Raw genomic sequence first — 24,167 nt, 5'->3', positions numbered from 1 at the left:
ATGATCAAGGGCAGCCCGACCGGACGAATAGCCCGCATGGCCCGCGTGGCGGGAGACAGCAGGCCGGAGCGCGTGCTGATCGCCGCCAGTTTCGTCAACCGGGTCGGGAACGGTCTTTTCAACGCGGCCTCGGCGCTCTACTTCACGTTGATCGTGGGCCTGCCCGCGGTGCAGGTCGGGGCCGCGCTCACCATCGCCGGACTGATCGGCCTGTTCGCGGGCATACCCGGGGGCCATCTCGCCGACCGGCGCGGCGCCCGCACGATCATGATGCTGGCCCTCGCGGTCCAGGCGGTGTCGATGGCGGCTCTCGTCCTCGTCGAGAGCTGGACCGCGCTCACGGTCCTCGCCACGGTCGACCAGATCGCGGCGGCGGCCGGCGGGGCGGCCTGGGGCGCTCTGGTGGCCCGGGTCGGGACCGAGCGTCCGGCCCTGTTCCGGGCGAGGTTGCGCACCTTCGTCAATCTGGGCGTCATCTTCGGAACGGTGGGTTCCGGGTTGGCGGTGGCGGCGGACACCCGCGGCGCCTATCTCGTACTGATCCTCGGCAACGCGGCGAGCTTCGCCCTGTGCGCGCTGCTCCTGTTCCTGCTGCCCCACTACCCGGCGCTGCCGGCACCGCCGCGAGAGCGTCGCCGGCTCGCCTTCACGGACCGCCCGTACCTGACGTTCACCGCGCTGTACGGGGCCATGGGGCTCCAGTACCCGGTGGTGTCCCTGCTCCTGCCGATCTGGATCTCCCAGCACACCGAGGCGCCGCGCTGGACGGTGGCGGCGGTGTTCGCCGTCAACGCCGCCTTCTGCGTCCTCCTGCAGACCAGGATCGGCTCCCGTATCGAAACCCCGCACGACGGGGGCAGGGCGTTCCGCAACGCGGGGCTGCTCTTCCTCGTCAGCTGCCCCATGATGGCGCTGGCGGCGCACACCCCGGTCTGGGCGGCGGCGGGACTGCTCGTCGCGGCGATCTTCGTCCACAGCCTCGGGGAGATCTGGGAGTCCTCGGCCGGTTTCGCCCTGGGCTTCGGCCTCGCCCCCGACCACGCCCAGGGCCAGTACCAAGGCCTCCTCGGGCTCGGCTTCACCGCGGGCCAGGCCCTCGCCCCCGCGATCCTCACCACGGTGGTACTCGGCCTCGGCACGGCGGGCTGGCTGGTCCTCGCGGTGTTCTTCGCGGCCCTGGGCGCGGCCGGCCCCGCTCTCGCCCGCTGGGGCGTACGGACCCGGCCGCAGCCGGCCGTCGCCGAGGAGGCGGGGGCGGAGGCGACGGGGTGACGATGCCCGGGCGTCTCGCCGTGGGTGCCCGGACGGGGAACGTGGGTCATTCTTGGGGTATGGGTGCCGTGCGTGGTGGGTCCCCGGGGAAGCGGCGGAGTCGCGGCCGAGGGCCGCGCTCGGCTCTGGTCGGCGTGGTCGCCGCCCTCGTCGTGGGCGTCACCGCCTCGGCCGGTTGCGCGGGCGGTGGCGAGGGCGATCGTGGTGCCCCCACGTCCACCGGAGCGCACGGGTCGGTATCGGTCGTACCCCCGGTCGCCGCCCCTCCCCCGACCCCCTCCCCCGCTCCCTCCACGTCCTCGGCTCCCTCTCCCCGCGAGCCCGTCGCCGCCGAGATCTCCATACCCTCGATCGGTGTCGAGGACCTGGACGTCCTGCCGTACGAGGGGACGACCGACGATCGCGCGGGCACCCGTATCCAGGACCGTGGCGTGGCGGCGAGTCCCCACGGCGCGCGCGGTGGTGTGGGGCCCGGCGAGGTCGGCAACTACCTGGTGACCGCCCACCGGCTCTCCGCCGGCGGGCCCCTGCGTGAGCTGCCCTCGGTCGAGGTGGGGGATCTGGTGCTCGTCACCGCTGCCGGCTCCGTCCACACCTACGAGATCGTCGAGACCCGGACCACGTCCTTCCGCTCGGCCCGCTCGCTCGCCGAGCAGCGGGCCGCCGTGCCGGGCGAGCCGGGCGAGAAGCCCACCCGGGCCATGATCACGCTGTCCACCTGCGCGACGCCCGAGGACAACGCGGCGGGCAACTTCTGGCGGGACGCCCAGAACAACCCCGAGCATCGCATCGACAAGATCGGCGTCCTGACGTCCACGCGTCCCGCCTAGCCTCCCAGCACGCCAGCACAGGCGGTGCGTCAGCGCAGGCGGTGTGTCAGCGCAGGCCGTACGTCAGCGCAGGCGGTGCGGCAGACGGACGCGGACCAGGGTGGTGTCCACGTCGCTGTCGACCAGGCGGCCGTTCGCGTCGAAGGCCTCCGGGCCGTCCGTCATGCCGAAGTCGTTGTCGTTGAGGAGGACCAGGGTCGAGGAGCCCTCCACGGCGATGCCCTCGATCTTGCCGGGGACGCCCTCGACCGTGTTCAGGTCGACCACCAGGCGCTTCGCCAGGACCGGGGCGTCGACGGCCGCCTCGTCGTCGAGCTCCTCCAGGGTCGGGTTCGCCGTCGTGTCCCACGGCGAGCCGAGGATGTCGGAGCCGCGCCGGAGCCGTACCTCGTAGACACGGGAGGACTTGTCCGTACGCTCCTGGACGAGCAGGCGGTCGCCGCCCAGCGCCACGATCGAGGAGATCTTCAGTTCCGAGGTCTTCGTCTGGCCGGGCTCCACGACGCCCACCGGGTCGAAGCGGTACGCGTACTCCGCCGTGACACGGCTCTCACGGGTCGAGAAGCGCAGCAGCCGGGTGGTGCGGGAGTCCTCGCCGGCGGACTTGTCGGGGTTGAGCAGCGGGCTCTGCAGCGCCATCACCAGGTCGCCGTCGGGGAGCAGCGCCAGGCCCTCGAAGCCGCGGTTGACCTTGCGCTTGAGGAAGATCGACGGGAGCGACTCGACGACCGGGTAGTCGGCGCCGGTCAGGCCGAGGCCCTCGGGCACGTGGCGGGCGAGGACCCGGCCCTTGGCGGAGACGTGCACCAGCGAGGGGCCGTACTCGTCCACGAGCCAGAAGCTGCCGTCCCGGTCCCGTACGAGACCCTCGGTGTCGAGGCCGTTCGCGTTGTACGCGAGCGGGGTCGTGGCGTTGTAGTCGTACGGGGTCTCGTCGCGGCCCGGCTGGTTGGGCAGGCCCGTGACGGGCGCGCCGGAGGCCGTGGTGAGCGGGATGGACTTCAGCACCTGGATCCGGTCGCCGACGGCGCGGACCTTCACGATCGCCGGGTCGAAGCCGGGCACCGGGAACGTGCGCCGCTTGTCCTTGCCGACCGCTATCTGGCCGTTGGGGCCCCGGTCGGTGACGGTCCAGTACTCGCCGCGCCGCTCGGCCGGGTACAGGTCGCTGCCGATGCCGCCCAGGTCGACGTCCCGGTCGTCGTCGACGCTGCCGGGCAGCAGGCCGTTGCTGAAGGCGGCCAGCGGGATGTCGGGCAGGGTCGAGGTGGAGACGACCCGGGCGTGGGAGCCGTGCCGCGCGGGCTCCGCCTCGGCCGTACCCATGACCACCGTCAGCGCGAGGGCGGTGGACAGCGGCAGAACCACGACGGCGGGTCGGCGCAGGAGGCGCGGATTCATCTGAACTCCCTTTGACACATGGAATGTCGCCCATGGAGGCGGCCTCATGGTCCAGTTCCGGCCACAACGGTGGGCGTCGAGGACGCGACCTCGGAGCGAGTCCTGGGTGAACGCGCGACTCCGGCCCGCGGTCGACAGGAGCAGGGAGGAGAATCGCGCCATGGTGATCACCGCGCGCGCCCTCAACCGCTCCACTCTCGCCCGGCAACTGCTGCTCCACCGGGTGCCGATCGGCGTCGGGGACGCCGTACGGCAGGTGGTGGCGCTGCAGGCGCAGCAACCGGGCTCGCCCTACGTGGCGTTGTGGAACCGCGTCGCCGGCTTCGATCCCGCGCTGCTCGACAAGGCCGTGGAGGGTTACGAGTTGGTCAGGTCGACCCTGATGCGGCTCACGCTGCACTTGGTGCACGCCGAGGACTACCGGGCCTTCCGGGAGGGCATGGAGCCGACGCTGCGCGGCTCGCGGCTCCACGACCCGCGGTTCAAGGCGGCGGGGTTCACGGCCGACGACGCCGACGCGCTGCTGCCCGCTCTCCTCGCATACGCCGGTGAGGCACGGTCCGGGGCCCAGATGCGGGAGCGTCTCGAAGCGGCGCGGGGCGGGCCGGTGGAGGCCGTGGTGTGGCGGATGATGCGGCAGTACGCGCCGCTGTGGCACGCGCCGACGGGGCCGCCGTGGTCGTTCGGGGCGGCGCAGTCGTTCGTGACGGCGAGCGCGCCGCTGCCGGTGCTCGGCGATCCGGAGGCGGCGACGGCGGGGCTGGCCGTCCTGATCCGGCGCTATCTGGAGGGCTTCGGGCCCGCGTCCGTACCCGACATGGCGCAGTTCACGCTGGCGCCGCGGGGGAAGGTGCGCGAGGCGGTACGGCTGCTCGAAGGCGAGCTCGAGGAGCTGGCGGGGCCGGGCGGCACGGTGCTGTACGACGTGCCCGGGGCGGTGCTGCCCGACGAGGACGTCCCCGCGCCTCCCCGGCTGATGGCGATGTGGGACAGCGTCCTGCTGGCCTACGCGGACCGTGGCCGCGTCATCCCGGCCGAGTACCGCAAGCACGTGATCCGGGTGAACGGCGACACCCTGCCGACGCTGCTCGTCGACGGGTACGTGGCCGGGGTGTGGCGCCCCGTCGAGGGAGGCATCGAGGCCTCGGCCTTCCACCCGCTGCCCGCCCGGGTCTGGGACGGACTCGCGGAGGAGGCCGAGGCGCTCGACGGCTTCCTCGCCGCCCGGGACCGCCGCGTCTACGGCCGCTACGACCACTGGTGGGTCAAGGGACTTCCCGCGGTCGAGACCCGGCTGCTCCCGGGGGCCTGACAGGCGCGGCTCAACCCTTCGCAGCCACCAGCTCCTTCAGCGCGATGTTGAGCTGGAGGACGTTGACACGGGGCTCGCCGATGAAGCCGAGGATGCGGCCGTCGGTGTGGTCGGCGACCAGCCTGTCGACCGCTGCGACGTCCAGCTTGTTCACCTCCGCGACCCGGTGGACCTGGAGCTTCGCGTACTCCGGGGAGATGTGCGGGTCCAGGCCGGAGCCGGAGGAGGTGACCGCGTCGGCGGGCACGTCCGAGGGCTTCACGGCGTGGCCGTGCACCGAGTTGTCCTTGACGACGGCGGCCTTGGCCTCGGTGACCCACGTGACGAGGTCCGCATTGTCGCCGGAGCGGTTGGTGGCGCCGGAGAGGATCAGCTTGTACTGGGTGTTGACGCTGTTGGAGCCCAGGCCGTTGGAGGGACGGGGCTGGAACCAGCGCAGGTCCGGGGCGTCACCGTCGAGATACGTCTGGCCGATCAGTTCCGAGCCGACGACCCTGCCGCTCGCGTCGGTGACCTCGGAGCCGTTCGCCCGGCCGGGGAAGGCCACTTGGGCGATCCCGGTGACGGCCAGCGGGTAGAGGACACCGCACACGACGGTGAGGACGAGGAGGGCACGCAGGCCCGCCCACAGCACACGGCCGGTGTTCGCTGCTGAGTTGTTCATGACGACGATCAACCGATTCCGGGGATGAGGGTGAGGAGCAGGTCGATGAGCTTGATGCCGACGAACGGGGCGATCAGGCCGCCCAGGCCGTAGATCCCCAGGTTCCGCCGGAGCATCGAGTCCGCGCTGGACGGCCGGTAGCGGACGCCCTTGAGGGCGAGCGGGACCAGCGCGATGATGATCAGCGCGTTGAAGATGACCGCGGAGAGGATCGCGGACTCGGGCGAGGCCAGGCCCATGATGTTGAGCTCGTCCAGCGACGGGTAGGCGACGGCGAACATCGCGGGGATGATCGCGAAGTACTTCGCCACGTCGTTGGCGATCGAGAAGGTCGTCAACGCGCCACGGGTGATGAGGAGTTGCTTGCCGATCTCGACGATCTCGATGAGCTTGGTCGGGTTGGAGTCGAGGTCGACCATGTTGCCGGCCTCCTTCGCGGCCGACGTGCCCGTGTTCATCGCGACACCGACGTCGGCCTGGGCGAGCGCGGGGGCGTCGTTCGTGCCGTCCCCGGTCATCGCGACCAGCTTTCCGCCCGCCTGCTCCCGCTTGATGAGGGCCATCTTGTCCTCGGGGGTGGCCTCGGCGAGGAAGTCGTCGACGCCCGCCTCCTCGGCGATCGCCTTCGCGGTCAGCGGGTTGTCGCCCGTGATCATGACCGTACGGATGCCCATGCGGCGCAGTTCGTCGAACCGCTCCCGCATGCCCTCCTTCACGACGTCCTTCAGGTGGATGACGCCGAGAACGCGCGCGCCCTCGTCGTCCTCCAGAGCCACAAGCAGCGGCGTGCCACCAGCCTGGGAAATCCGGTCCGTGAGCGCCTGCGCGTCCTCGGAGACACTGCCGCCCCGCTCCTTCACCCATGCCACGACCGAACCGGTCGCGCCCTTGCGCACCTTCCTGCCGTCCACGTCCACACCCGACATGCGGGTCTGGGCGGTGAACTCGATCCACTCGGCGCCGGCCAGTTCGCCCTGGTGGCGCTCGCGCAGCCGGTACCTCTCCTTCGCCAGGACCACGATCGAGCGGCCCTCGGGCGTCTCGTCGGCGAGCGAGGACAGCTGGGCGGCGTCGGCCAGTTCGGCCTCCGTCGTCCCGGTCACGGGGGCGAACTCCGAGGCCTGCCGGTTGCCGAGGGTGATCGTGCCCGTCTTGTCGAGCAGCAGCGTCGACACGTCACCGGCGGCCTCCACCGCACGGCCCGACATGGCGAGGACGTTGCGCTGCACGAGCCGGTCCATGCCCGCGATGCCGATCGCGGAGAGCAGCGCGCCGATCGTCGTCGGGATCAGACACACGAGCAGCGCGGTCAGGACGATCATCGAGGTCTGCTTGTCGGCGCCCGCGTAGATCGCGAACGGCTTCAGCGTCACGACCGCGAGCAGGAAGACGATCGTCAGCGAGGCGAGCAGGATGTTGAGCGCGATCTCGTTCGGCGTCTTCTGCCGTGCCGCGCCCTCGACCAGGTTGATCATGCGGTCGATGAAGGTCTCGCCGGGCTTCGTCGTGATCTTCACGACGATCCGGTCGGACAGCACCTTCGTGCCGCCCGTGACGGCACACCGGTCGCCGCCGGATTCGCGGATGACCGGGGCCGACTCGCCCGTGATCGCCGACTCGTCGACGCTCGCGACGCCCTCGACGACGTCACCGTCGCCGGGGATGACGTCGCCGGCCTCGCAGACCACCAGGTCGCCGACGCGCAGCTCCGTGCCGGGCACCTGCTCCTCGCCCGTCTTCGTCAGACGGCGGGCGACCGTGTCGGTCTTGGCCTTGCGCAGGGTGTCCGCCTGCGCCTTGCCGCGGCCCTCGGCGACCGCTTCGGCCAGGTTGGCGAAGAGGGTGGTCAGCCAGAGCCAGGCGGTGATCGCCCAGCCGAACCGGTCCGACGGGTTCTTGACCGCCAGGACGGTGGTGACGACCGAGCCGATCAGCACCACGAACATGACGGGCGACTTGATCATCACGCGCGGGTCGAGCTTCCTGATCGCGTCGGGGAAGGACGTGATCAGCTGCTTGGGGTCGAAGAGACCGCCGCCGACCCGCCCGCCCTCGGGCTTGTGCCCCGTGGGTACCTCCGGGTGCGGTGCCCGGGGAGGAGTGATGGTGCTCATGCTGCGAGCCCTTCGGCGAGCGGTCCCAGCGCGAGCGCCGGGAAGTAGGTGAGACCGGTGATGATGAGGATCGTGCCGACCAGCAGGCCGGTGAACAGCGGCTTCTCGGTCCGCAGGGTGCCCGCCGTCTCCGGCACGGGCGTCTGCTCGGCCAGCGAACCGGCCAGCGCGAGGACGAACACCATGGGCAGGAAGCGGCCGAGCAGCATCGCGATGCCGATCGTCGAGTTGAACCACTGGGTGTCCGCGTTCAGACCCGCGAAGGCCGAACCGTTGTTGTTCGCGCCCGAGGTGTAGGCGTAGAGGATCTCGGAGAACCCGTGCGCGCCGGAGTTCGTCATCGAGTGCGACGGTGTGTCCAGGGCCATGGCGACCGCCGTGAAGCCGAGGACGAGCGCGGGGGTGATCAGGATGTAGCAGGCCGCGAACGTGATCTCGCGGGTGCCGATCTTCCTGCCCAGGTACTCCGGGGTCCGGCCGACCATCAGGCCGGCGATGAACACCGCGATGATCGCCATGATCAGCATGCCGTAGAGGCCGGAGCCGACACCGCCGGGCGCGATCTCACCCAGCTGCATGCCCAGCATCGTGATCCCGCCGCCGAACCCCGTGTACGAGGAGTGGAAGGAGTTCACCGCTCCCGTCGAGGTCAGCGTGGTGGCGACCGCGAAGATCGACGAACCGCCGATGCCGAACCGGGTCTCCTTGCCCTCCATCGCACCACCGGCGATGTCGAAGGCGGGACCGTGGTGGGCGAACTCGGTCCACATCATCAGCGCCGTGAAGCCGAGCCAGATCGCGGCCATCGTGCCGAGGATCGCGTACCCCTGCCGGAGCGAGCCGACCATGCGGCCGAAGGTCCGCGTCAGCGCGAAGGGGATGACCAGGATCAGGTAGATCTCGAAGAGGTTGGAAAGACCGTTGGGGTTCTCGAAGGGGTGGGCGGAGTTGGCGTTGAAGTAACCGCCGCCGTTCGTGCCCAGCTCCTTGATGACCTCCTGCGAGGCCACGGCCCCGCCGTTCCACTGCTGCGTGCCGCCCATGAACTGACCGACCTCGTGGATGCCCGAGAAGTTCTGGATCGCGCCACAGGCGACGAGGACGAGTGCGCCCACGACGGAGATCGGCAGCAGGATCCGTACGACACCCCGGACCAGGTCGGCCCAGAAGTTGCCCAGCTCACCGGTACGGATGGGGGTCCCCCCTGCTCGAGCGGAGCCGAGAGCTCGGGGGAGGGCGAAGCCGCGCACCAGCGCGACCGCGACCGCGATGCCCACCGCCGCCGACACGAAGTTCTGCACCGCGAGGCCGCCGGTCTGCACAACGTGGCCCATGGCCTGCTCGCCGTAGTACGACTGCCAGTTGGTGTTCGCGACGAAGGAGGCGGCCGTGTTGAACGCCTGGTCCGGGTCGATCGACACGAAGCCGAGCGAGCCGGGCAGCGAGCCCTGCACCCGCTGGAGCAGATAGAGGAACAGGACGCTCACCGCGGAGAAGGCGAGGACACCGCGCAGGTACGCGGGCCAGCGCATCTCGACCGTCGGATTCGCACCGATCGCCTTGTAGATCCACTTCTCGGGCTTGAGGTGCTTCTCCGAGGAGTAGACGCGCGCCATGTAGTCGCCCAACGGCCTGTACGACAGACCCAGTGCGACGATCAACGCCAGAAGCTGGAGGACCCCAGCAAGAACGGGACTCATGGTCGTACTCAGAACCTCTCGGGCTTGACGAGGGCGAGGACGAGGTAGCCCAGGAGAGCGGCGGCCACCAGCAGACCGACGATGTTCTCGGCACTCACAGCTTGGCCACCCCCTTGGCGATGAAGGCCACCAGCGCGAAGACCGCGATCGTGGTGACGACGAAGGCCACGTCGGCCATCGTGAGCTCCCGGATGCAGGAAGAAGGAAGAACGGATTCTCGGACGAGATGAGGAAACCTCTCCTCAGGCCGTCGACCGCCTGCGTTGACGTGCCCCTAACGCCGCGAATGCCCGTCTTGACGCTTCCTCTACGCGCAGCCCACCGCGACCGGCGAGGGGATCACCGCCCGCGCCCGAGCCTCCCCGGGCCGACCGGGGTCACAGCAGCCCGGCCGTCCGGACTCCCAGCCATACGGCTCCGAGTCCGGCGGCCAGGCTCGCGGCGACGTTGAGCACCGCGTACCCCTTCGCCCCGTCCTCGTACAGCTTCAGCGTCTCGTACGAGAAGGTCGAGTACGTCGTGAGCGCCCCGCACAGGCCCGTGGCGAGCAGCAGCTGGACCTGGGCCGATGTCACCCCGGTGAGCAGCCCGAGAACGAACGAGCCGACGACGTTCACCGCGAAGGTGCCCCAGGGGAAGCCGGGTCCGAGACGGGCGCGCGCAGCGCGGTCGGTGAGGTAGCGCAGGGGCGCGCCGACGGCGGCTCCGGCGACGACGAGCAGCCAGTTCACGCCCGCGCCACCCTCATGCGTACGGCGGCCCTGGTGACGGTGACCCCGGCCCACACGGCGGCGAGCGCGGTGACCACGGTCCCGCCCAGGTAGAGGAGGCCGCGTGTCGGGTCGCCCGCGCTCAGCAGCCGCTCCGTCTGGAGGCTGTACGTGGAGAAGGTGGTGAACCCGCCGCAGAACCCGGTGCCGAGGAAGGGGCGGAGGAGCGGGTGCGGCACGGCCGTCGACCACTCGGTCGACCGCTCCATGAGCAGGACCATCAGTACGCCGAGCAGCGCGCACCCGGCCACGTTCACCGTGAACGTCGTCCACGGGAAGGCGCCTGCCGGGGTCGGCCAGAGCAGCTCCGCGCCGTAGCGGGCGGTCGCGCCGAGGGCGCCGCCGGCGGCCACGGCCCCGACGACCGGCAGTTCGACGCGCGATCGCATCCCCACAGACTACGAGAACGCGAATCAAGGCGAGGCGCACAGGCACGGCCCCCGGCCTGGGGCATTAACCGGGGTCCGGCCCGTGCAGCCTCGCTCTGCGATGGTCCGGCCACGCCGTGCGACGGGTCAAAGCCGGGTCGGCGAGTCTGTCAGATCCCCCTCGGGGTGTGGCCGTGGGTCGTATCGCGGGCCCCGGGAGGGCGGGTGAAGGCGCCTCCGACCTGCGACGACACGTCGGGGGGTGGTCCGGCCACCATCAGGCGGCCGATTCGGGTGCCGGGTACACCTCGTCCCCAGGGGCGGTGACGGGCGACGGTGGTGGGGCAGCGGGAGGGAGCTGCGCAACCTTCGGGCAGGAGTGTCGTGAGTACATCCGTCGCAACCAAGCGCAGGGCCGTCACCGGGGCTGTTCCCCCGGCCGTTCCCCTGGACGTCGTCAGGTCCGTCGGCACGGCCGGCTCGCGCGAGGACGTCTACGCCGAGCTGTGTGCCGCGCTGTTCTCCGGGTTCCCGCGCCGGGACCAGCGCCTGAAGGCCGAGCAGTATCTGCACGGCCTGCTCACCGCGCAGGGCCGCAAGTCCATACGTAACATCGCCGCGCAGATAGGCGGTCCCGCCGCCGAGCAGAGCCTGCACCACTTCGTGTCCAGCTCCACCTGGGACTGGCAGCCGATGCGGGCGGCGCTCGCCCGGTACCTGGAGCGGAACAGCTGCCCGCAGGCCTGGGTGGTGCGGCCGATGCCGATACCGAAGGCCGGGGAGCACTCGGTGGGCGTGGACCGGCGCTTCGACCCGGAGCGCGGGCAGGTCTTCCACGGCCAGCAGGCGTTCGGGGTGTGGTTCGCGAGCGACGAGCTGAGCGTGCCCGTCAACTGGCGTCTGTTCCTGCCGGACCCGTGGGTGAACGACCGTACGCGGCGCGACCGCGCGGAGGTTCCCCAGGAGGCCGGCGAGGAGACCCTGGAGGAGTGCGCGGTCGCGGCGGCGCTCGACACGGCCCGCTGGCCGGACGTGACCCGCAAGCCGGTGCTCCTCGACATCAGGGGCGGCGCGGGGCGGGCGGCCCTCACCCGGCTCGCCGGGGCCGGGGTGCCGGTGGTGGCGCGGATCGGTCCGGGCTCCCGGCTGGCGATCGCCGACCGCTCGCTGCCCGGTTTCGGGGCCGGTCCGCTGTCGGCGCTTCAGATCCTGGAGTCGCTCAAGGGGCTGCGCAGGCCGGTGAGCTGGGTGGACACGGTGGCCGGCGCGCGGACCTCGCGCACCTCGCTGGCCACGGCGGTCCGGGTGGCGCTGCCCACCCCGGGCGGTGAGCGGATGCGTCCGCTGGTGCTGCTCGGCGAGTGGGACGACCCGCGGCGGCCTCCGGCCCGCGTGTGGATCAGCGATCTGACCGGTTCGCCGGTCGGCTCCCTGCTGCGGCTGACGAAGCTGGCCCGCCGGGTGGAGCGGGACTTCGTGGAGGTCGGCGAGGGGGCGGGGCTGCGCGACTTCGTGGGCCGCTCGTTCCGCGGCTGGCACCGGCACATCACGCTGGCCTCGGCGGCCCACGCCGCGACGGTCATGGCCGCCACCGACTGGGAGGCGTCCTACGGCTCCGGCTACGGATCAGGGCGTACGGCGCGGACGGCGAGCTGAGCCGCGCGGGCACCGAGTCGACCGCGCGGCCCGCGAGCTGAGCCGCGCGGGCGGCCACGCGGTCGCGCGTACCGGGATCAGGTGCTCCGCTCCGGCGGGCCCGGCGGCTGTCGGGTCGGGTCCGCCGTGGCGCGGCCCCTGGCCAGGACCTCCCGGGTGCGCTGGAGGCGCAGCGCCAGCTGGACCTCAAGGACCTGGCCGGGTTTCTGCCATTCGGGGCCGAGGAGTTCACCGATCCGTTCCAGGCGGCGCGAGACCGTGTTGGGGTGGACGTGAAGTGCCTCGGCCGCGTTGGTCGGGCTGCCGCCGGAGGCGAAGTACGCCTCCAGGGTGTGGGTGAGGTCGGTGAACCGCTCGGCGTCGTAGTCGAGTACGGGGCCGATCGCGGCCTCGACGAAACCGTTGACGTCGTTGTCGTCGGAGAGCAGCAGCCCGAGGAAGCCCAGGTCCTGCACGGACGCCGCCGATCCGGTGCCGCCGAGGGCGCTCATCGCGTCCAGGCAGCGCCCGGCTTCCTGGTGCATCCGGGCGACGCCGTCGGGGCTCTGGCCGGGTCCGGCGGCGGCGACGGAGACGGGGTGGCCGAGCAGCGGGGACAGTTCGTCGGCGACGGCCCTGGCGGCGGCCGAGGCGTCGATGCCCGGGAGCAGCAGCACGATGCAGCCGCCCTGCACGGTCTTCAGACCACTGAGGCGGTACGTGTACGAGGACGCCCACACCACGGCCCTGCCCTGTTCGCCGCCCTCCGGCCGGGCGAGCACGAGGACATGCGGTTTACGCAGGTCGACGCCGAGGCGGCGGGCGCGCTGGGCGATCTGCTGGGGGGCGTGCGGCGGGTCGGCGATGAGGTCGTCGAGGAGTTCGTCGCGGACGGGTCCCTCGGCGACGGCGGTGGAGCGGCGCATGAGGAGGAGGAAGGCGACGGACTGGGCGGCGAGTTCGAGGAGCCGCTCGTCCTCGCCGGTGAGGCCGCCGGCGGCACGGATGACGAGGCCGCCGAGGTCTTCGGAGCCGGCGATGACGGGGGCGACCCAGGTGTCGTCGTCGGCGAGGACGGGCCGGCGGCGGGCGTGCGCGTCGAGCGAGGCCTTGGCGACGGCCTCCTCGACGAGGCCGGGGATGTCGCCGGCGGTGGCGAGACAGCGGCCGCCCTGGTCGCGGATCATCACGGTCGCGTCGAGGGCGTCGGCGGCGGCCTTGGCCACGCTGCCCAGGTCGCCACCGGCGAGGACGAGGTTCATGATCCGGCCGTGGGCCTCGCTGACGTGCCGCATCCGGGTGAGGCTGGTGCGGACCCGGGAGCTGTCCCGTTCGAGTTCGGAGACCTCCGCCCGCGTCCGGTCGAGGAGTCCGGCCTTCTCCACGGCGAGCGCGGCGAGGTCGGCGAGCGCGGTGAGCAGCCCGATCTCCTCGCCGGTGTGGTGGCGGACCCGCCGGTCGGCACCGTGCAGGACGCCGATGACGGTGTCGCCGCTGCGCAGCGGCGCGGCCATGATCGCGTGCAGGTCCTCGGCGCGCAGGGCCGCTTCGGCGGCCTCGTCGAAGGCGGGTGCGTGGACGCCGGCGTCGAGGGAGCCGGAGGGGGCGAAGCGTTCGTCGGCGAGGTAGTCGGCGGTCCAGACGGCCTCGCCGTGCGACTGGACGGCGCCGCCGAGCCCGTACCCCTCGGCGATCCTCAGCCCGGGGGCGATCCTCGGCCCGCCGGCCCGTCCGGTGCGGGAGCCCTCGGTGGTGTGGACGTAGCAGGCTCCGTACGGGCCGCGCAGGGTCACGTACGCCAGGTCGAGGCCGAGGAGCCGGCGGGCGCGGCGGGTGATCACGCGCAGCAGGCTGTCGAGGTCGTACGAGAGGGTGAGGTCGCGGGCGGTGTCGGTGAGCGTGGCGAGTCCGGCTTCACGGCGGGCGTCCTGCTCGCGTCCGGCGTTCACCTCACCGGCGAGTGCCACGGCCCGTTCGAGGCGGTCGAGTTCCGCTCCGGCGAGTCCGGTGAGCCGGGCCTCGTCGAGGAGGGTGTCGAAGCGGGCGGGCGGGGCCTGCCCGGCCAGGAGTTCGAGGACCGTGAGCAGCGCGTCGGCACCACCGGCTCCGTCCGCGCCGTGCATGGTCATGGCCCCGTCCCCCGTAGTCGAGCGAAATCGGGCACCTGGGAGGAAACCCGTACTGCTCGCCGAAACTAATTGTGCTCCGGAAGTCGGTCAACGGTGAGTTCCCGCAGTTCGTTCCCGGTGAAGGCTCCTGGGAGGCGTCCGGCTGGTCGGACCGGTCGTCTTCCGGGAGCTGTCGTGTCGATCGGGCGGCCGCGCCCGGACGGTCAGCCCACGGATCCCGCCGGTACGAGCCGGGCCCGCGCGGGGCTGAACTGGGCGGGGATGCGGGGCGCGTACAGCGGGCGGACCTCGGTGTTCCGCAGGGCGAGGACCGAGCGCTGGAGGCGGCGCAGCCGCGCCGAGGGCTCCATGCCGCTCTCCCCCTTGAGGGCCACGCGCAGCCGCTCGTACACGGTGAGGGCCTCGTCGTGCTGGCCGCAGCGCAGCAGCGCCACCATGTAGTGGGCGTGCAGGGGCTCGTTGGTGCGGTAGCGGGCGACGAGCCCGGAGAGTTCGGAGACGAGTTCGGCGTGCCGGCCGAGGCCCAGCTGGGCTTCCACCCACTGGTCGAGGACGCTCAGCCGGGACGTTTCGAGGCGCTCGACCTCTCTGCGGAGGCGGGGGCCGGCGGCGACGCCCGCGTAGGGTTCGCCGCGCCACAGGGCGAGTGCCTCGCCGAGGCGGAGCGCGGCGCGGGCGAGGTCACCGGCCTCCATGGCGCGGTATCCGGCGCCGGCCGCGCGCTCGAACTGCCGGACGTCGTTGGTGCCGCCACCGGTGTCGAGCCGGTAGCCGCCGGGCTGGGAGACGAGGATCGCGTCGGCGGTGCGCCGGTCGGACCAGCCGGGTCCGGGCTCCGCCGGAGCGGCGCCGCGCAGCGCTCCCGCGATGAGGGTGCGCAACTCGGCTATGTGCGCCTGGAGTTCGGTACGGGCGCCGCGGGGCGCGCCGGACGGCCACAGCTCCTCGGTGAGCACCGTCACGGGAACGACCTGGTCGGCGCTGGCCGTGAGCAGGGCGAGGAGCTGCCGGGGCGCGGCGGCTGTCGGAGTGATCGACACCCCGTGCTCACGTACCGACAGTCCCCCCAGAATCCGGACGTCCACCTTGCCCCCTCCATGCCTGTGCGGTGTCAGCGCGCGGGATGACTCTCGATGATTAGAAAAGACCCCCGTAGGCATGTCAATAAGAAACCGGAGGGTATGGAAACCCAACCCGGGATATCGGGGTGATTCACCCCCTTTGGGGGGGTATAAGGGCGTAGGATTTTCGTCACTGGCGCAGACCAGCACATGCCGGAAGACTGTTTCCGGACTCATAGGTACGCTTTCGCGGGTCTCTCACGGACGCGGAAGAGGCCGACACGCACGAGATCACGCCAGAAACCGTCCACCGGGTACGGTTCCGCGGACGGCCCGCTCCGGGGCGGATGACCGAGCGGCCGTCAGGGCCGTCCCGGGCCGCGGGGCGGCGCCGGGGCGGGACGGGGCGCGGGACGGGACGCGGGACAGGGCGCGCTCTAGACGACGGCGGCGGCGGTCAGCAGGCCGAAGGCGACGACGATCAGGGGCGTACGGACACGGTGGAAACCGTTCCAGCGCCGCTCGAAGACGGCCCGGACGGCCGACGGTTCGTCACCCGTGGCCTCCGACGCGGCCAGCGCGTTGTTGAGCGGGATGTTGCCGCCCACGGTGACCGCGTGATTGAGGGCCGCGCACACCAGCCCCGCGAGCACCAGCCACTTCTGGGTGTCCGTCCGCCCGTCGACCGGGACGAAGAACGCGGCGGCGGGGAAGGCGACCACCCCGAGGAAGACGATCAGGAACACGCCCCTCGGGACGGCTTCGTTGATCCGGCGCATCGCGGTGACGAACTCGGCGTCCGTCAGACGGGCGAGCGCGGGCATGATCCCGGTCTGGAAGATCAGCATGAAACCGGCGTACAGGCCGGTGCATCCGATGGCGAGGGCGAGCAGCAGGGAGGCCATGGCGGCCATTCTGTCCCGCTGCCCGCCCCACGCGTCAGCTGTACGGGTCCCCCGATTTCAACTCGCCCTCATCAGCGGCCCCGTCGGTCGGCCCGCGAAGCCCGTCGGCCTGCCGTACGGCCTCGGCCAGCTCCCGCACCACCGCCGAACCCGACCGGCCGGCGATCGACTCGGCGCGCTCCGCGAGCGCCGGAAGCCCCGGGGCACCCGGCAGGTCGCCGCCGCGCAGCGCGTCCGCGAAGTAGGCGGTGATCGCCGTCAGCTGCAGACTGTCGTGGCCGCCGCCCCAGATGTCGCCGGCGAGGGCGGCCGTGCCGACCGAGCCCGAACGCTCGTGGGGCGCGCGCGTGGCCGGGTCGAGCCAGCGGACGGTGGCGGTGGCGACCGGACCGGTCGCCCCGGCCCTGGTCCTGACCGCGTACAGCGCGGTGACGGTGTGACCCGCGCCGACCTCGCCGCCGTCGACCCGGTCGTTCCGGAAGTCCTCGTCGGCGACCTCCCGGTTCTCGTAGCCGATCAGCCGGAACTTCTCGACGGTCCGCCGGTCGAAGGAGACCTGCGCCTTGGCGTCCCGCGCGCGCAGTTCGACATGGGCGGGCAGCTGCTCGACGAAGACCTTGCGGGCCTGCGCCGAGTTGGAGACGTACGTGGTCTGGCCGTCGCCCCGGTCGGCGAGCTGCTCCATGAACGCGTCGCCGTAGTCGCTGCCCACACCGACGCCGAACAGGGTGATCCCGTACTCCTTCCGCTCCTCCTCGATGCGTTCGAGGATCGACCCCGCGTCGGTGGAGCCGGTGTTGGCGAGCGCGTCGGAGAGCAGCACGACACGGTTGGTGGCACCCTCGCGGTGGCCGTCGACGGCCACGTCGTAGCCGGTGCGGACGCCCGCCTCGACGTTGGTGGAGGAGCTCGTCACGAGGGAGTCCACCACCTCGCGGATCCGGCCGCGGGCCTCGCCCACCCGGGTCAGCGGCAGCCGGGTCTCGGCCTCGCTGCTGAACGTGACGAGGCCCATCGAGTCGTCGTCGCGGAGCTGGTCGGCGAGCAGTCCGAGCGACTCCTTGACCAGGTCGAGCCGTCCCGGCTCGGCCATCGAGCCGGAGACGTCGACGACGAAGGTGAGGGCGGCGGGCGGGCGTTCGCCGCGCCGGTCCGCCGCGCGCGTGGCCAGGCCGACCCGGACCAGGGACCAGCCGTCCTGCCCGGCGCGGGCCCCGTCGAGGGTCACGCTGAAGCCGTTGTCCTCCGGACGCGGGTAGTCGGGGCGGAAGCTGTTGACGAACTCCTCGGGGCGCACGGTCGCCGGCTCGGGCAGCCTCCCCTCGGCGAGGGTGCGTCGGGCGTAGCCGTACGAGGCGGTGTCCACGTCCAGGGCGAACGTGGAGAGGTAGTCGGGGGCGGGTGCGGACGGAGGCCGCCGGTCGTCCCCGGCCCCCTCCGCTCCCTCGGGGTTCACGGTGCCCGCTCCCCCGTCGGGGGCCGCCGGTGCGGTCCGGCCGTTCTCCCCCTTCGCTCGGTCGGCACTGGCGCTCTCGCCGCCGGCGCCGCAGCCTCCCACGGCCAGTCCGGCCGCGAGCAGAGCCGCGACGGTGGCCGAGAACCGGGCCCGGCGGCGTCCGGCTACCTTCTTGTCCTGTCGTCCCATGTCATCTCCCCCTCTTGGTGAGGCACTTGTGAATGTGACGGACGAGAGGCCCGCCTGGAGCCGTCGAACGAGTTGCGGATGGATCTCGATGCGGCAACGGCGAACGGGGGGACAACCGGTGGCATGGATTCGCCATCCTTTTCAACAGGGCTTGTCACCGTGTGCAGTCGCATGCGTACATGGAGTGGACATCGATCGGGCGGGGGTGGTCAGCGGTGGCAGAGAGCGCGGGCTCCGTGATGCTCGCCCGTTCGGCGATGAACCGGGCCGCGACCGAGGGACAGCGGCCCGCGGGGCGCCCGGTCCGGGGTGCGCGGCGCATCAGCGCGGCGCTCGCCGGGCTGGCCGCTTCCACCCGGTACGAGTTGCTGACCTTCGACGACCCGGTCGCGTCGGCGGGCTGCGCGATCCCCGAGCCATTCCTGGAGCTGGCGGAGGCGTGCATGCGGGCGGCGGCGGAGCGGGCCGGAGAGGTCCGGCGGATCGTGCCGCGGCACGCGCTGCCGCGGCTCGGGGGCGGGTTCCGGATTCCCGGCCGGGCCCGGCTCGCGGAGGCCATCCCGTTCAAGATGATCGTGGTCGACCGGACGGTGGCCGCGGTCCCGCTCGACCTGGAGCTGCTCTACAACGGGCTGTTGCTGATCCGCGACCCGGTGGTGGTGCAGGCCCTGGCCCGGGCTCATCACGCCTGCTGGGCGACGGCCGAGGAGCTCACGTACGCGCCGCCGCCCCCGCGGCCACCGTGCGATCTGGCACCTCAGCTGCGTCCGGTGCTCGACGCCCTCCTGTCGGGGGTCACGGACGAGACGGCGGCGGCCCGGCTCGGCATGTCCGCGCGGACGTACAGCCGGCGGGTGGGGGAACTGATGGCCGCCCTCGGCACGACGAGCCGCTTCCGCGCGGGCGCGGAAGCGGCTCGAAGGGGGTGGCTGTGAGCAGAAGACCCTAGGGCCCCGTTCGGGACTGCCGGTCGGGACTGCCGGTCGGGAGTCGCCGGTCGGGGCCTACGACACGATGTCCTTACGGGCGAAGCCGCGGAAGGCGAGTGCGAAGAGGACGACGGCGTACGTCAGGGAGATCGCCGTGCCCTTCACCATGCCGCCCCACTCCAGCTGCGGCTGGAGCGCGTCGATCCAGGCGTACTGCCAGTGCGTCGGCAGGTACTCGCGCCAGTCGCCGAGCGCCGTGACGGCGTCCAGGACGTTGCCGACGATGGTCAGGCCGACGGCTCCGCCGACCGCGCCGAGCGGGGCGTCGGTGCGGGTGGACAGCCAGAAGGCGAGGCCCGCGGTGACCAGGAGCGAGGCGAAGATGTAGGCGGCGGCGATGCCGATACGGAACAGCGCGTCCCAGGCGGGCACCGAGCCGCCGGTGGGCAGTTGGAGCGGCCCCCAGCCGTAGGCGACCGTGCCCACGGCCAGGGCGACCAGCGGGAGCAGGACCATCGCGGCCGCGCTGTAGCCGAGGGCGACCGCCAGCTTGGAGGCGAGGAGCCGGGACCGGGGCACGGGCGCGGCGAGCAGGTAGCGCAGCGAGGACCAGCTCGCCTCGGAGGCGATGGTGTCCCCGCAGAACAGTGCGACCGGGACGACGAGGAGGAACCCGGCCGAGGCGAAGAGGCTGGTCGCCGCGAAGTTGGCGGCCGAGGCGGTCGCCGTGTCCATCAGGGTGACACGGCCTGCGGCGGCCCCGTCCGGTCCCCCGCCGATCGCGAAGGCGATCAGCAGGACGAACGGCAGGGCGACCAGGATGCCTCCCATGATCATGGTGCGGCGGCGCTTCCACTGGCGCAGGGCCTCGACGCGCAGCGGCAGGGTGCGTCCGGCGCGGTAGCCGGGGGCGGACTCCACGGGCGCCGCGGCGGCGGTGGGAGCCGTGGGGGTGTCGAGCAGCGGGCTCATGCGGCTCCTCCTCCGATCAGGGTCAGGAACGCGTCTTCGAGGCGCCGGTGCGGTCCGACGCCGGTCAGCGGCACGTCCAGGCCGACGAGTTCGCCGATGAGGGCGGTCGGGTCGAGGGTGTCGAGGCGGACGAGGATCCCGCCGTCGGCGCGGGTCGCCGTGGCGACGCCCGGGAGGGCGTCGACCTTCTCGACGAGGGCGTCGGGGACGGGTGCCCCGAGGGTCACGAGCAGGGTGTCACCGGAGCCGGTGATCTCGGCGACCGGTCCGGCCTGCACGAGCTGTCCCCGGTCCATGACGACGAGGTGGGTGCAGGACTGCTCGACCTCGGCGAGGAGGTGGCTGGAGACGATGACGGTACGGCCGCCTGCCGCGTACCGGATCATCACCTCGCGCATCTCGCGGATCTGCGGCGGGTCGAGTCCGTTGGTGGGCTCGTCCAGGATCAGCAGGTCCGGCAGGCCGAGCATGGCCTGGGCGAGGGCGAGGCGCTGCCGCATGCCCTGCGAGTAGGTGCGGACGGCGCGGTCGAGGGCGTTGCCCAGGTTGGCGATGCGCAGGGCCTCGTCGACATGGGCGTCCGCGGCGGGACGGCCGGTGGCCTTCCAGTACAGGTCCAGGTTCTCCCGGCCGTTGAGGTGCGGCAGGAAGCCGGCGCCCTCGACGAACGAGCCGACGCGGGAGAGGACCGGGGCGCCGGGCCGGATGGCCTGGCCGAAGACCCTGATCTCGCCCTCGTCGGGGGTGATCAGGCCCATCAGCATGCGCAGGGTGGTGGTCTTTCCGGCGCCGTTCGGCCCGAGGAGGCCGAGGACCTGGCCCTGCTCGACGCGGAAGGAGAGGTCCTTGACGCTGTACCTGTCACCGCCCTTGTACTTCTTGGACAGTCCGGTGATCTGGAGCGGTACGGCGGCCAGTTCGGGGTCGGGCGCGGGGGCGGCGACGCGGCGGCGGGCGGTGAGCAGCAGCGCGGCGGCGACGGCGAGGCCGATCAGCGGCAGGCCCCAGACCCACCAGGGCAGGGCGGCGGCCTGGGTGTCGAGGCCGGGCGCGGTGGGGACGGTGAGCGGGCTCTCGACGGCGACGGTGTAGCCGGCGGGGACGGCCGGGGAGGCGTAGCCGAGGTCGGTGGCGGCGACGACGAGCCGGAGCCGGTGTCCGGCCTCCACCTCGTGGTCGATCGCGGGCAGGGTGAGCGTGACGCTCTTCCCGGCCTCGGCGCCGTCGACGCGGACGGGGGCGACGAGCTGGGCGGGCAGCACCTGCTGCCGGCCGTCGGGCCCGACGTCGTACACCTTGGCGAAGAGGACGGCGGAACCGTCGGTGGCGGTGGAGGTGACCTTGACGCGGACGGTGGGGGTGCCGGTGATCCGGAGCGGCTCGGCCTGCGGCTTCGCGTCGAACCGGGCGTACTGGCCGGGGAAGTCGAGGGAGAGGCCGACGCCGAGGGAGGAGAGTCCCGCGACCGAGCCGCCGAGGCCGGGGATGGCCGAGACGGCGGGCGGCGCGGCGCCGGCCGGGTTCGCGAAGGTCTGCGCGGGCCCGGTGAGCGGGACGCTCGCGGTGCCGGCGGAGAGTCCCGGGTAGCGGTCGGCGGTCGCGGCGCGCAGGGTGGCCCGGCCGTCGGTGGAGTCGACGCCGCCGGTACGGCTGACGCGGAAGGCGGGGCCGGTGTCGGCGGAGGTGTCCTTCTTCAGCCAGCGGTCGAACCAGGTGCCGATCCGCCGCTCGACGCGCTCGGTCTCGCGGTCGCCGCCGTCGTGGCCGCCGGAGATCCAGTCGACGGCGACGGGGGCGCCGTTGGCGGCGAGGGTACGGGCCATGGCGTCGGACTGGGCCAGGGTGAAGAGCGAGTCGGACTGGCCCTGGACGAGGAGGGCGGGCACCTTGATCCTGGAGCCGACGGCGGAGGGGCTGCGGGCTTCGAGGAGCGTGCGGGCGGCGGCGTCGGGCTTCCCGGAGACGGCGACGCGCTCGTAGAGGGAGCAGAGCTCGGGGGTGAACCGGCCACAGGCGGCGGCCTGCGCGGTAGGTGCCTTCCCCGTGGGTGCCTGCGCCGTGGGTGCCTGCCCCTTGGATTCCTGCCCGGTGGGGGCCTGCCCTGTCGGTGCCTGCTCCTGGGGTGCCTGCCCCGGTGCGGCCGCGGAAGCGGCTCCCGGCTGGTTCCCCGCGGAGAAGAAGATCCCGGCCCAGAGCTTCTTGAAGACACCCTCCGGGAAGAGGGCGTCGGCGAGGTTCCAGTAGGTGATCTGCGGGGCGATGGCGTCGACGCGTCCGTCGTACCCGGCGGCGAGCAGGGAGATCGCGCCGCCATAGGAGGCGCCGGTGACACCGACGCGCGGGTCGCCCGGCTTGTCGAGGAGGACCTCGGGCCGGGCGGCGAGCCAGTCGATCAGCTTCCGGGCGTCCTTGACCTCGTGGTCGGGGTCGTTGAGCCCGATCTCGCCGGTGGAGGCGCCGAAGCCGCGCGCGGACCAGGTGAGCACGGCGTAGCCGTCCCGGGCGAGCTGCTCGGCCTGGGCGCGGACGTCGTCCTTGGAGCCGCCGAAGCCGTGGCCGAGGAGAACGGCCGGCCGGCGTCCGTCGGCGTCGCCGGTGAAGTACGAGGTGTCGATTCGGGCGCCGTCGAGGTCGAGCATCCGGTCCGCCCGGTGCACGGGCGGCGGATCGTCCGAGGCGACGGCGGTCCAGGTGCCGGCACCCGCGAGAACGGCGAGGACGGCGGTGACCGCGGCCCACCGGGGAAGTCGGAGTCGCATGGTGTCGAGCCTAAGCGGGCCCGCGGTGAGCCACGGCTGCCGGAAGACGGAACTGCCGCACCTCCTGGAGTCGTACGGCACGGGACCGGCGTACCACGGACGCGGTATCCCCCGCCCATGGCGACGGCCCCCGGGGTGTGCTGTCAGCACCCCGGGGGCCGACGGCGTGAACCGCCCGCGTCAGTGGTTGCGCGGGAAGCCCAGGTCCACGCCCGCCGGGGCGTCGGACGGGTCCGGCCAGCGGGTGGTGACGACCTTGCCGCGGGTGTAGAAGTGCACGCCGTCGTTGCCGTAGATGTGGTGGTCGCCGAAGAGCGAGTCCTTCCAGCCACCGAAGGAGTGGTAGCCGACCGGCACCGGGATCGGCACGTTCACGCCGACCATGCCGGCCTCGACCTCCAGCTGGAAGCGGCGGGCGGCGCCGCCGTCGCGGGTGAAGATCGCGGTGCCGTTGCCGAACGGCGAGGCGTTGATGAGGGCGAGGCCCTCCTCGTACGTCTCGGTGCGCAGCACGCAGAGCACCGGGCCGAAGATCTCGTCCTGGTAGGCCTTGGCCGTGGTCGGCACGTGGTCCAGGAGGGAGAGGCCGATCCAGTGGCCGTCCTCGTGGCCGTCGACCGTGTAGCCGGTGCCGTCGAGGACGACCTCGCAGCCCTCGTCCGCCGCGCCGTGGACGTACGAGGCGACCTTGTCGCGGTGGACGGCCGTGATGAGCGGGCCCATCTCGGAGGTCGGGTCGGTGCCGGGGCCGATCTTGATCTTCTCGGCGCGCTCGCGGATCTTCTGGACCAGCTCGTCGCCGATGGACCCGACGGCCACGACGGCCGAGATGGCCATGCAGCGCTCGCCGGCGGAGCCGTACGCCGCCGAGACGGCCGCGTCGGCCGCCGCGTCGAGGTCGGCGTCCGGGAGGACCAGCATGTGGTTCTTCGCGCCGCCGAGCGCCTGGACGCGCTTGCCGTTGGCGGAGGCGGTGGTGTGGATGTACCGGGCGATCGGGGTCGAGCCGACGAAGGAGACCGCGGAGACGTCCGGGTGCTCGAGGAGCCGGTCGACGGCCACCTTGTCGCCGTGGAGGACGTTGAAGACACCGTCCGGAAGGCCCGCCTCGGCGAGCAGCTCGGCGATCTTGAGGGACGGCGACGGGTCCTTCTCGCTCGGCTTGAGGATGAAGGTGTTGCCGGTCGCGATGGCGATCGGGAACATCCACATCGGCACCATGGCCGGGAAGTTGAAGGGCGTGATGCCGGCGACGACGCCGACGGGCTGGCGGATCGACGCCACGTCGACCCGGTTGGACACCTGGGTGGAGAGCTCGCCCTTGAGCTGGGTGGTGATGCCGCAGGCCAGGTCGACGATCTCCAGGCCGCGGGCGACCTCGCCGAGCGCGTCGGAGTGGACCTTGCCGTGCTCGGCGACGATCAGTTCGGCGATGGCGTCGCGGTTGGCGTCGAGGAGCGCGCGGAACTTGAAGAGGATGGTGGTGCGCTGGGCGAGCGAGGAGGTGCCCCAGGTCGCCCAGGCGTCCTTGGCGGCGGCGACGGCGGCGTCGACCTCCTCGACGGAGGCGAGCGCGACCTTCGTGGTCACGGCGCCGGTGGCCGGGTCGGTGACCGGGCCCCAGTTGCCCGACGTGCCCTCGACGGTCTTGCCACCGATCCAGTGGTTGACGGTCTTGACGGTGTTCGTCATGACGAAATG

At 72.3% G+C, this 24,167-nt stretch carries 19 protein-coding genes; 5 read left to right on the top strand and 14 right to left on the bottom strand.

Annotation, left to right across the window (positions count from 1 at the left end; genetic code table 11):
* A complete protein-coding gene (locus N5875_RS25270; protein ID WP_338496210.1) occupies positions 1-1,272 on the top strand; it encodes an MFS transporter in 1,272 nt (423 codons plus the stop codon).
* A 59-nt stretch (positions 1,273-1,331) separates the two neighbouring features.
* A complete protein-coding gene (locus N5875_RS25265) occupies positions 1,332-2,102 on the top strand; it encodes a class E sortase (protein WP_338496208.1) in 771 nt (256 codons plus the stop codon).
* Between the two features lie 63 nt (positions 2,103-2,165).
* Here the strand turns inward: N5875_RS25265 and N5875_RS25260 are convergent, their stop codons facing one another.
* A complete protein-coding gene (locus N5875_RS25260) occupies positions 2,166-3,503 on the bottom strand; it encodes an esterase-like activity of phytase family protein (RefSeq protein ID WP_338496206.1) in 1,338 nt (445 codons plus the stop codon).
* Positions 3,504-3,663: 160 nt separating this feature from the next.
* On the opposite strand from N5875_RS25260, the gene N5875_RS25255 reads away from it, so the two are divergent.
* A complete protein-coding gene (locus N5875_RS25255) occupies positions 3,664-4,815 on the top strand; it encodes a winged helix DNA-binding domain-containing protein (protein ID WP_338496204.1) in 1,152 nt (383 codons plus the stop codon).
* Positions 4,816-4,825: 10 nt separating this feature from the next.
* Here N5875_RS25255 and N5875_RS25250 read toward each other — a convergent pair whose 3' ends face one another.
* The 6 genes from N5875_RS25250 to N5875_RS25225 form a co-directional block, all read right to left on the bottom strand.
* The gene (locus N5875_RS25250; RefSeq protein WP_338496202.1) at positions 4,826-5,479 is read right to left on the bottom strand and encodes a potassium-transporting ATPase subunit C; all 654 of its coding nucleotides are present in this window, start codon (positions 5,477-5,479) and stop codon (positions 4,826-4,828) included.
* Positions 5,480-5,487: 8 nt separating this feature from the next.
* Positions 5,488-7,593, bottom strand: coding sequence for a potassium-transporting ATPase subunit KdpB (kdpB, locus tag N5875_RS25245; protein WP_338496200.1), 2,106 nt, complete (start codon positions 7,591-7,593; stop codon positions 5,488-5,490).
* Entirely contained in the window at positions 7,590-9,293 is a 1,704-nt protein-coding gene (gene kdpA / locus N5875_RS25240) for a potassium-transporting ATPase subunit KdpA (RefSeq protein WP_338496197.1), read from the bottom strand. Before kdpA ends, kdpB begins: the two co-directional genes overlap by 4 nt.
* Positions 9,294-9,301: 8 nt before the next feature.
* On the bottom strand, positions 9,302-9,391 hold the full coding sequence (gene kdpF / locus N5875_RS25235; RefSeq protein ID WP_033204243.1) for a K(+)-transporting ATPase subunit F: 90 nt from the start codon (positions 9,389-9,391) through the stop codon (positions 9,302-9,304).
* A gap of 279 nt (positions 9,392-9,670) precedes the next feature.
* The gene (crcB, locus tag N5875_RS25230; RefSeq protein ID WP_338496184.1) at positions 9,671-10,024 is read right to left on the bottom strand and encodes a fluoride efflux transporter CrcB; all 354 of its coding nucleotides are present in this window, start codon (positions 10,022-10,024) and stop codon (positions 9,671-9,673) included.
* Positions 10,021-10,452: a CrcB family protein gene (locus N5875_RS25225; RefSeq protein ID WP_338496182.1), complete on the bottom strand. Its 432-nt coding sequence runs from the start codon at positions 10,450-10,452 to the stop codon at positions 10,021-10,023. The genes crcB and N5875_RS25225 overlap by 4 nt, the downstream gene beginning before the upstream one ends.
* A 363-nt stretch (positions 10,453-10,815) precedes the next feature.
* Between N5875_RS25225 and N5875_RS25220 the strand changes: the two genes are divergently transcribed.
* A complete protein-coding gene (locus tag N5875_RS25220; RefSeq protein ID WP_338496180.1) occupies positions 10,816-12,087 on the top strand; it encodes a transposase in 1,272 nt (423 codons plus the stop codon).
* A gap of 77 nt (positions 12,088-12,164) precedes the next feature.
* On the opposite strand, the gene N5875_RS25215 is transcribed toward N5875_RS25220, so the two are convergent.
* From N5875_RS25215 to N5875_RS25200, 4 genes are all read right to left on the bottom strand, one after another.
* Positions 12,165-14,195, bottom strand: a complete 2,031-nt coding sequence (locus tag N5875_RS25215) for a helix-turn-helix domain-containing protein (RefSeq protein ID WP_338496177.1) — start codon at positions 14,193-14,195, stop codon at positions 12,165-12,167.
* Positions 14,196-14,398: 203 nt separating this feature from the next.
* Positions 14,399-15,280 (bottom strand): AfsR/SARP family transcriptional regulator, encoded by an 882-nt coding sequence (locus tag N5875_RS25210; RefSeq protein WP_338496175.1) that lies wholly within the window; start codon positions 15,278-15,280, stop codon positions 14,399-14,401.
* A gap of 413 nt (positions 15,281-15,693) precedes the next feature.
* Positions 15,694-16,161 (bottom strand): anthrone oxygenase family protein, encoded by a 468-nt coding sequence (locus N5875_RS25205; protein WP_318209890.1) that lies wholly within the window; start codon positions 16,159-16,161, stop codon positions 15,694-15,696.
* A gap of 34 nt (positions 16,162-16,195) precedes the next feature.
* Positions 16,196-17,806: a von Willebrand factor type A domain-containing protein gene (locus N5875_RS25200; protein WP_338496173.1), complete on the bottom strand. Its 1,611-nt coding sequence runs from the start codon at positions 17,804-17,806 to the stop codon at positions 16,196-16,198.
* A gap of 215 nt (positions 17,807-18,021) precedes the next feature.
* On the opposite strand from N5875_RS25200, the gene N5875_RS25195 reads away from it, so the two are divergent.
* On the top strand, positions 18,022-18,741 hold the full coding sequence (locus N5875_RS25195; protein ID WP_318209892.1) for a DNA-binding response regulator: 720 nt from the start codon (positions 18,022-18,024) through the stop codon (positions 18,739-18,741).
* Positions 18,742-18,810: 69 nt separating this feature from the next.
* Here the strand turns inward: N5875_RS25195 and N5875_RS25190 are convergent, their stop codons facing one another.
* The 3 genes from N5875_RS25190 to mmsA form a co-directional block, all read right to left on the bottom strand.
* Positions 18,811-19,707 (bottom strand): ABC transporter permease, encoded by an 897-nt coding sequence (locus N5875_RS25190; RefSeq protein WP_338496171.1) that lies wholly within the window; start codon positions 19,705-19,707, stop codon positions 18,811-18,813.
* The gene (locus N5875_RS25185; RefSeq protein WP_338496169.1) at positions 19,704-22,466 is read right to left on the bottom strand and encodes a CocE/NonD family hydrolase; all 2,763 of its coding nucleotides are present in this window, start codon (positions 22,464-22,466) and stop codon (positions 19,704-19,706) included. The genes N5875_RS25190 and N5875_RS25185 overlap by 4 nt, the downstream gene beginning before the upstream one ends.
* A gap of 180 nt (positions 22,467-22,646) precedes the next feature.
* On the bottom strand, positions 22,647-24,158 hold the full coding sequence (mmsA, locus tag N5875_RS25180) for a CoA-acylating methylmalonate-semialdehyde dehydrogenase (RefSeq protein WP_338496166.1): 1,512 nt from the start codon (positions 24,156-24,158) through the stop codon (positions 22,647-22,649).
* Positions 24,159-24,167 lie beyond the last annotated feature (9 nt).

Source organism: Streptomyces sp. SJL17-4, assembly GCF_036826855.1.
Lineage (GTDB): Bacteria > Actinomycetota > Actinomycetes > Streptomycetales > Streptomycetaceae > Streptomyces.
The sequence above is the reverse complement of the archived record's forward strand: the minus strand, read 5'-3'. Positions and strand labels throughout refer to the sequence as shown.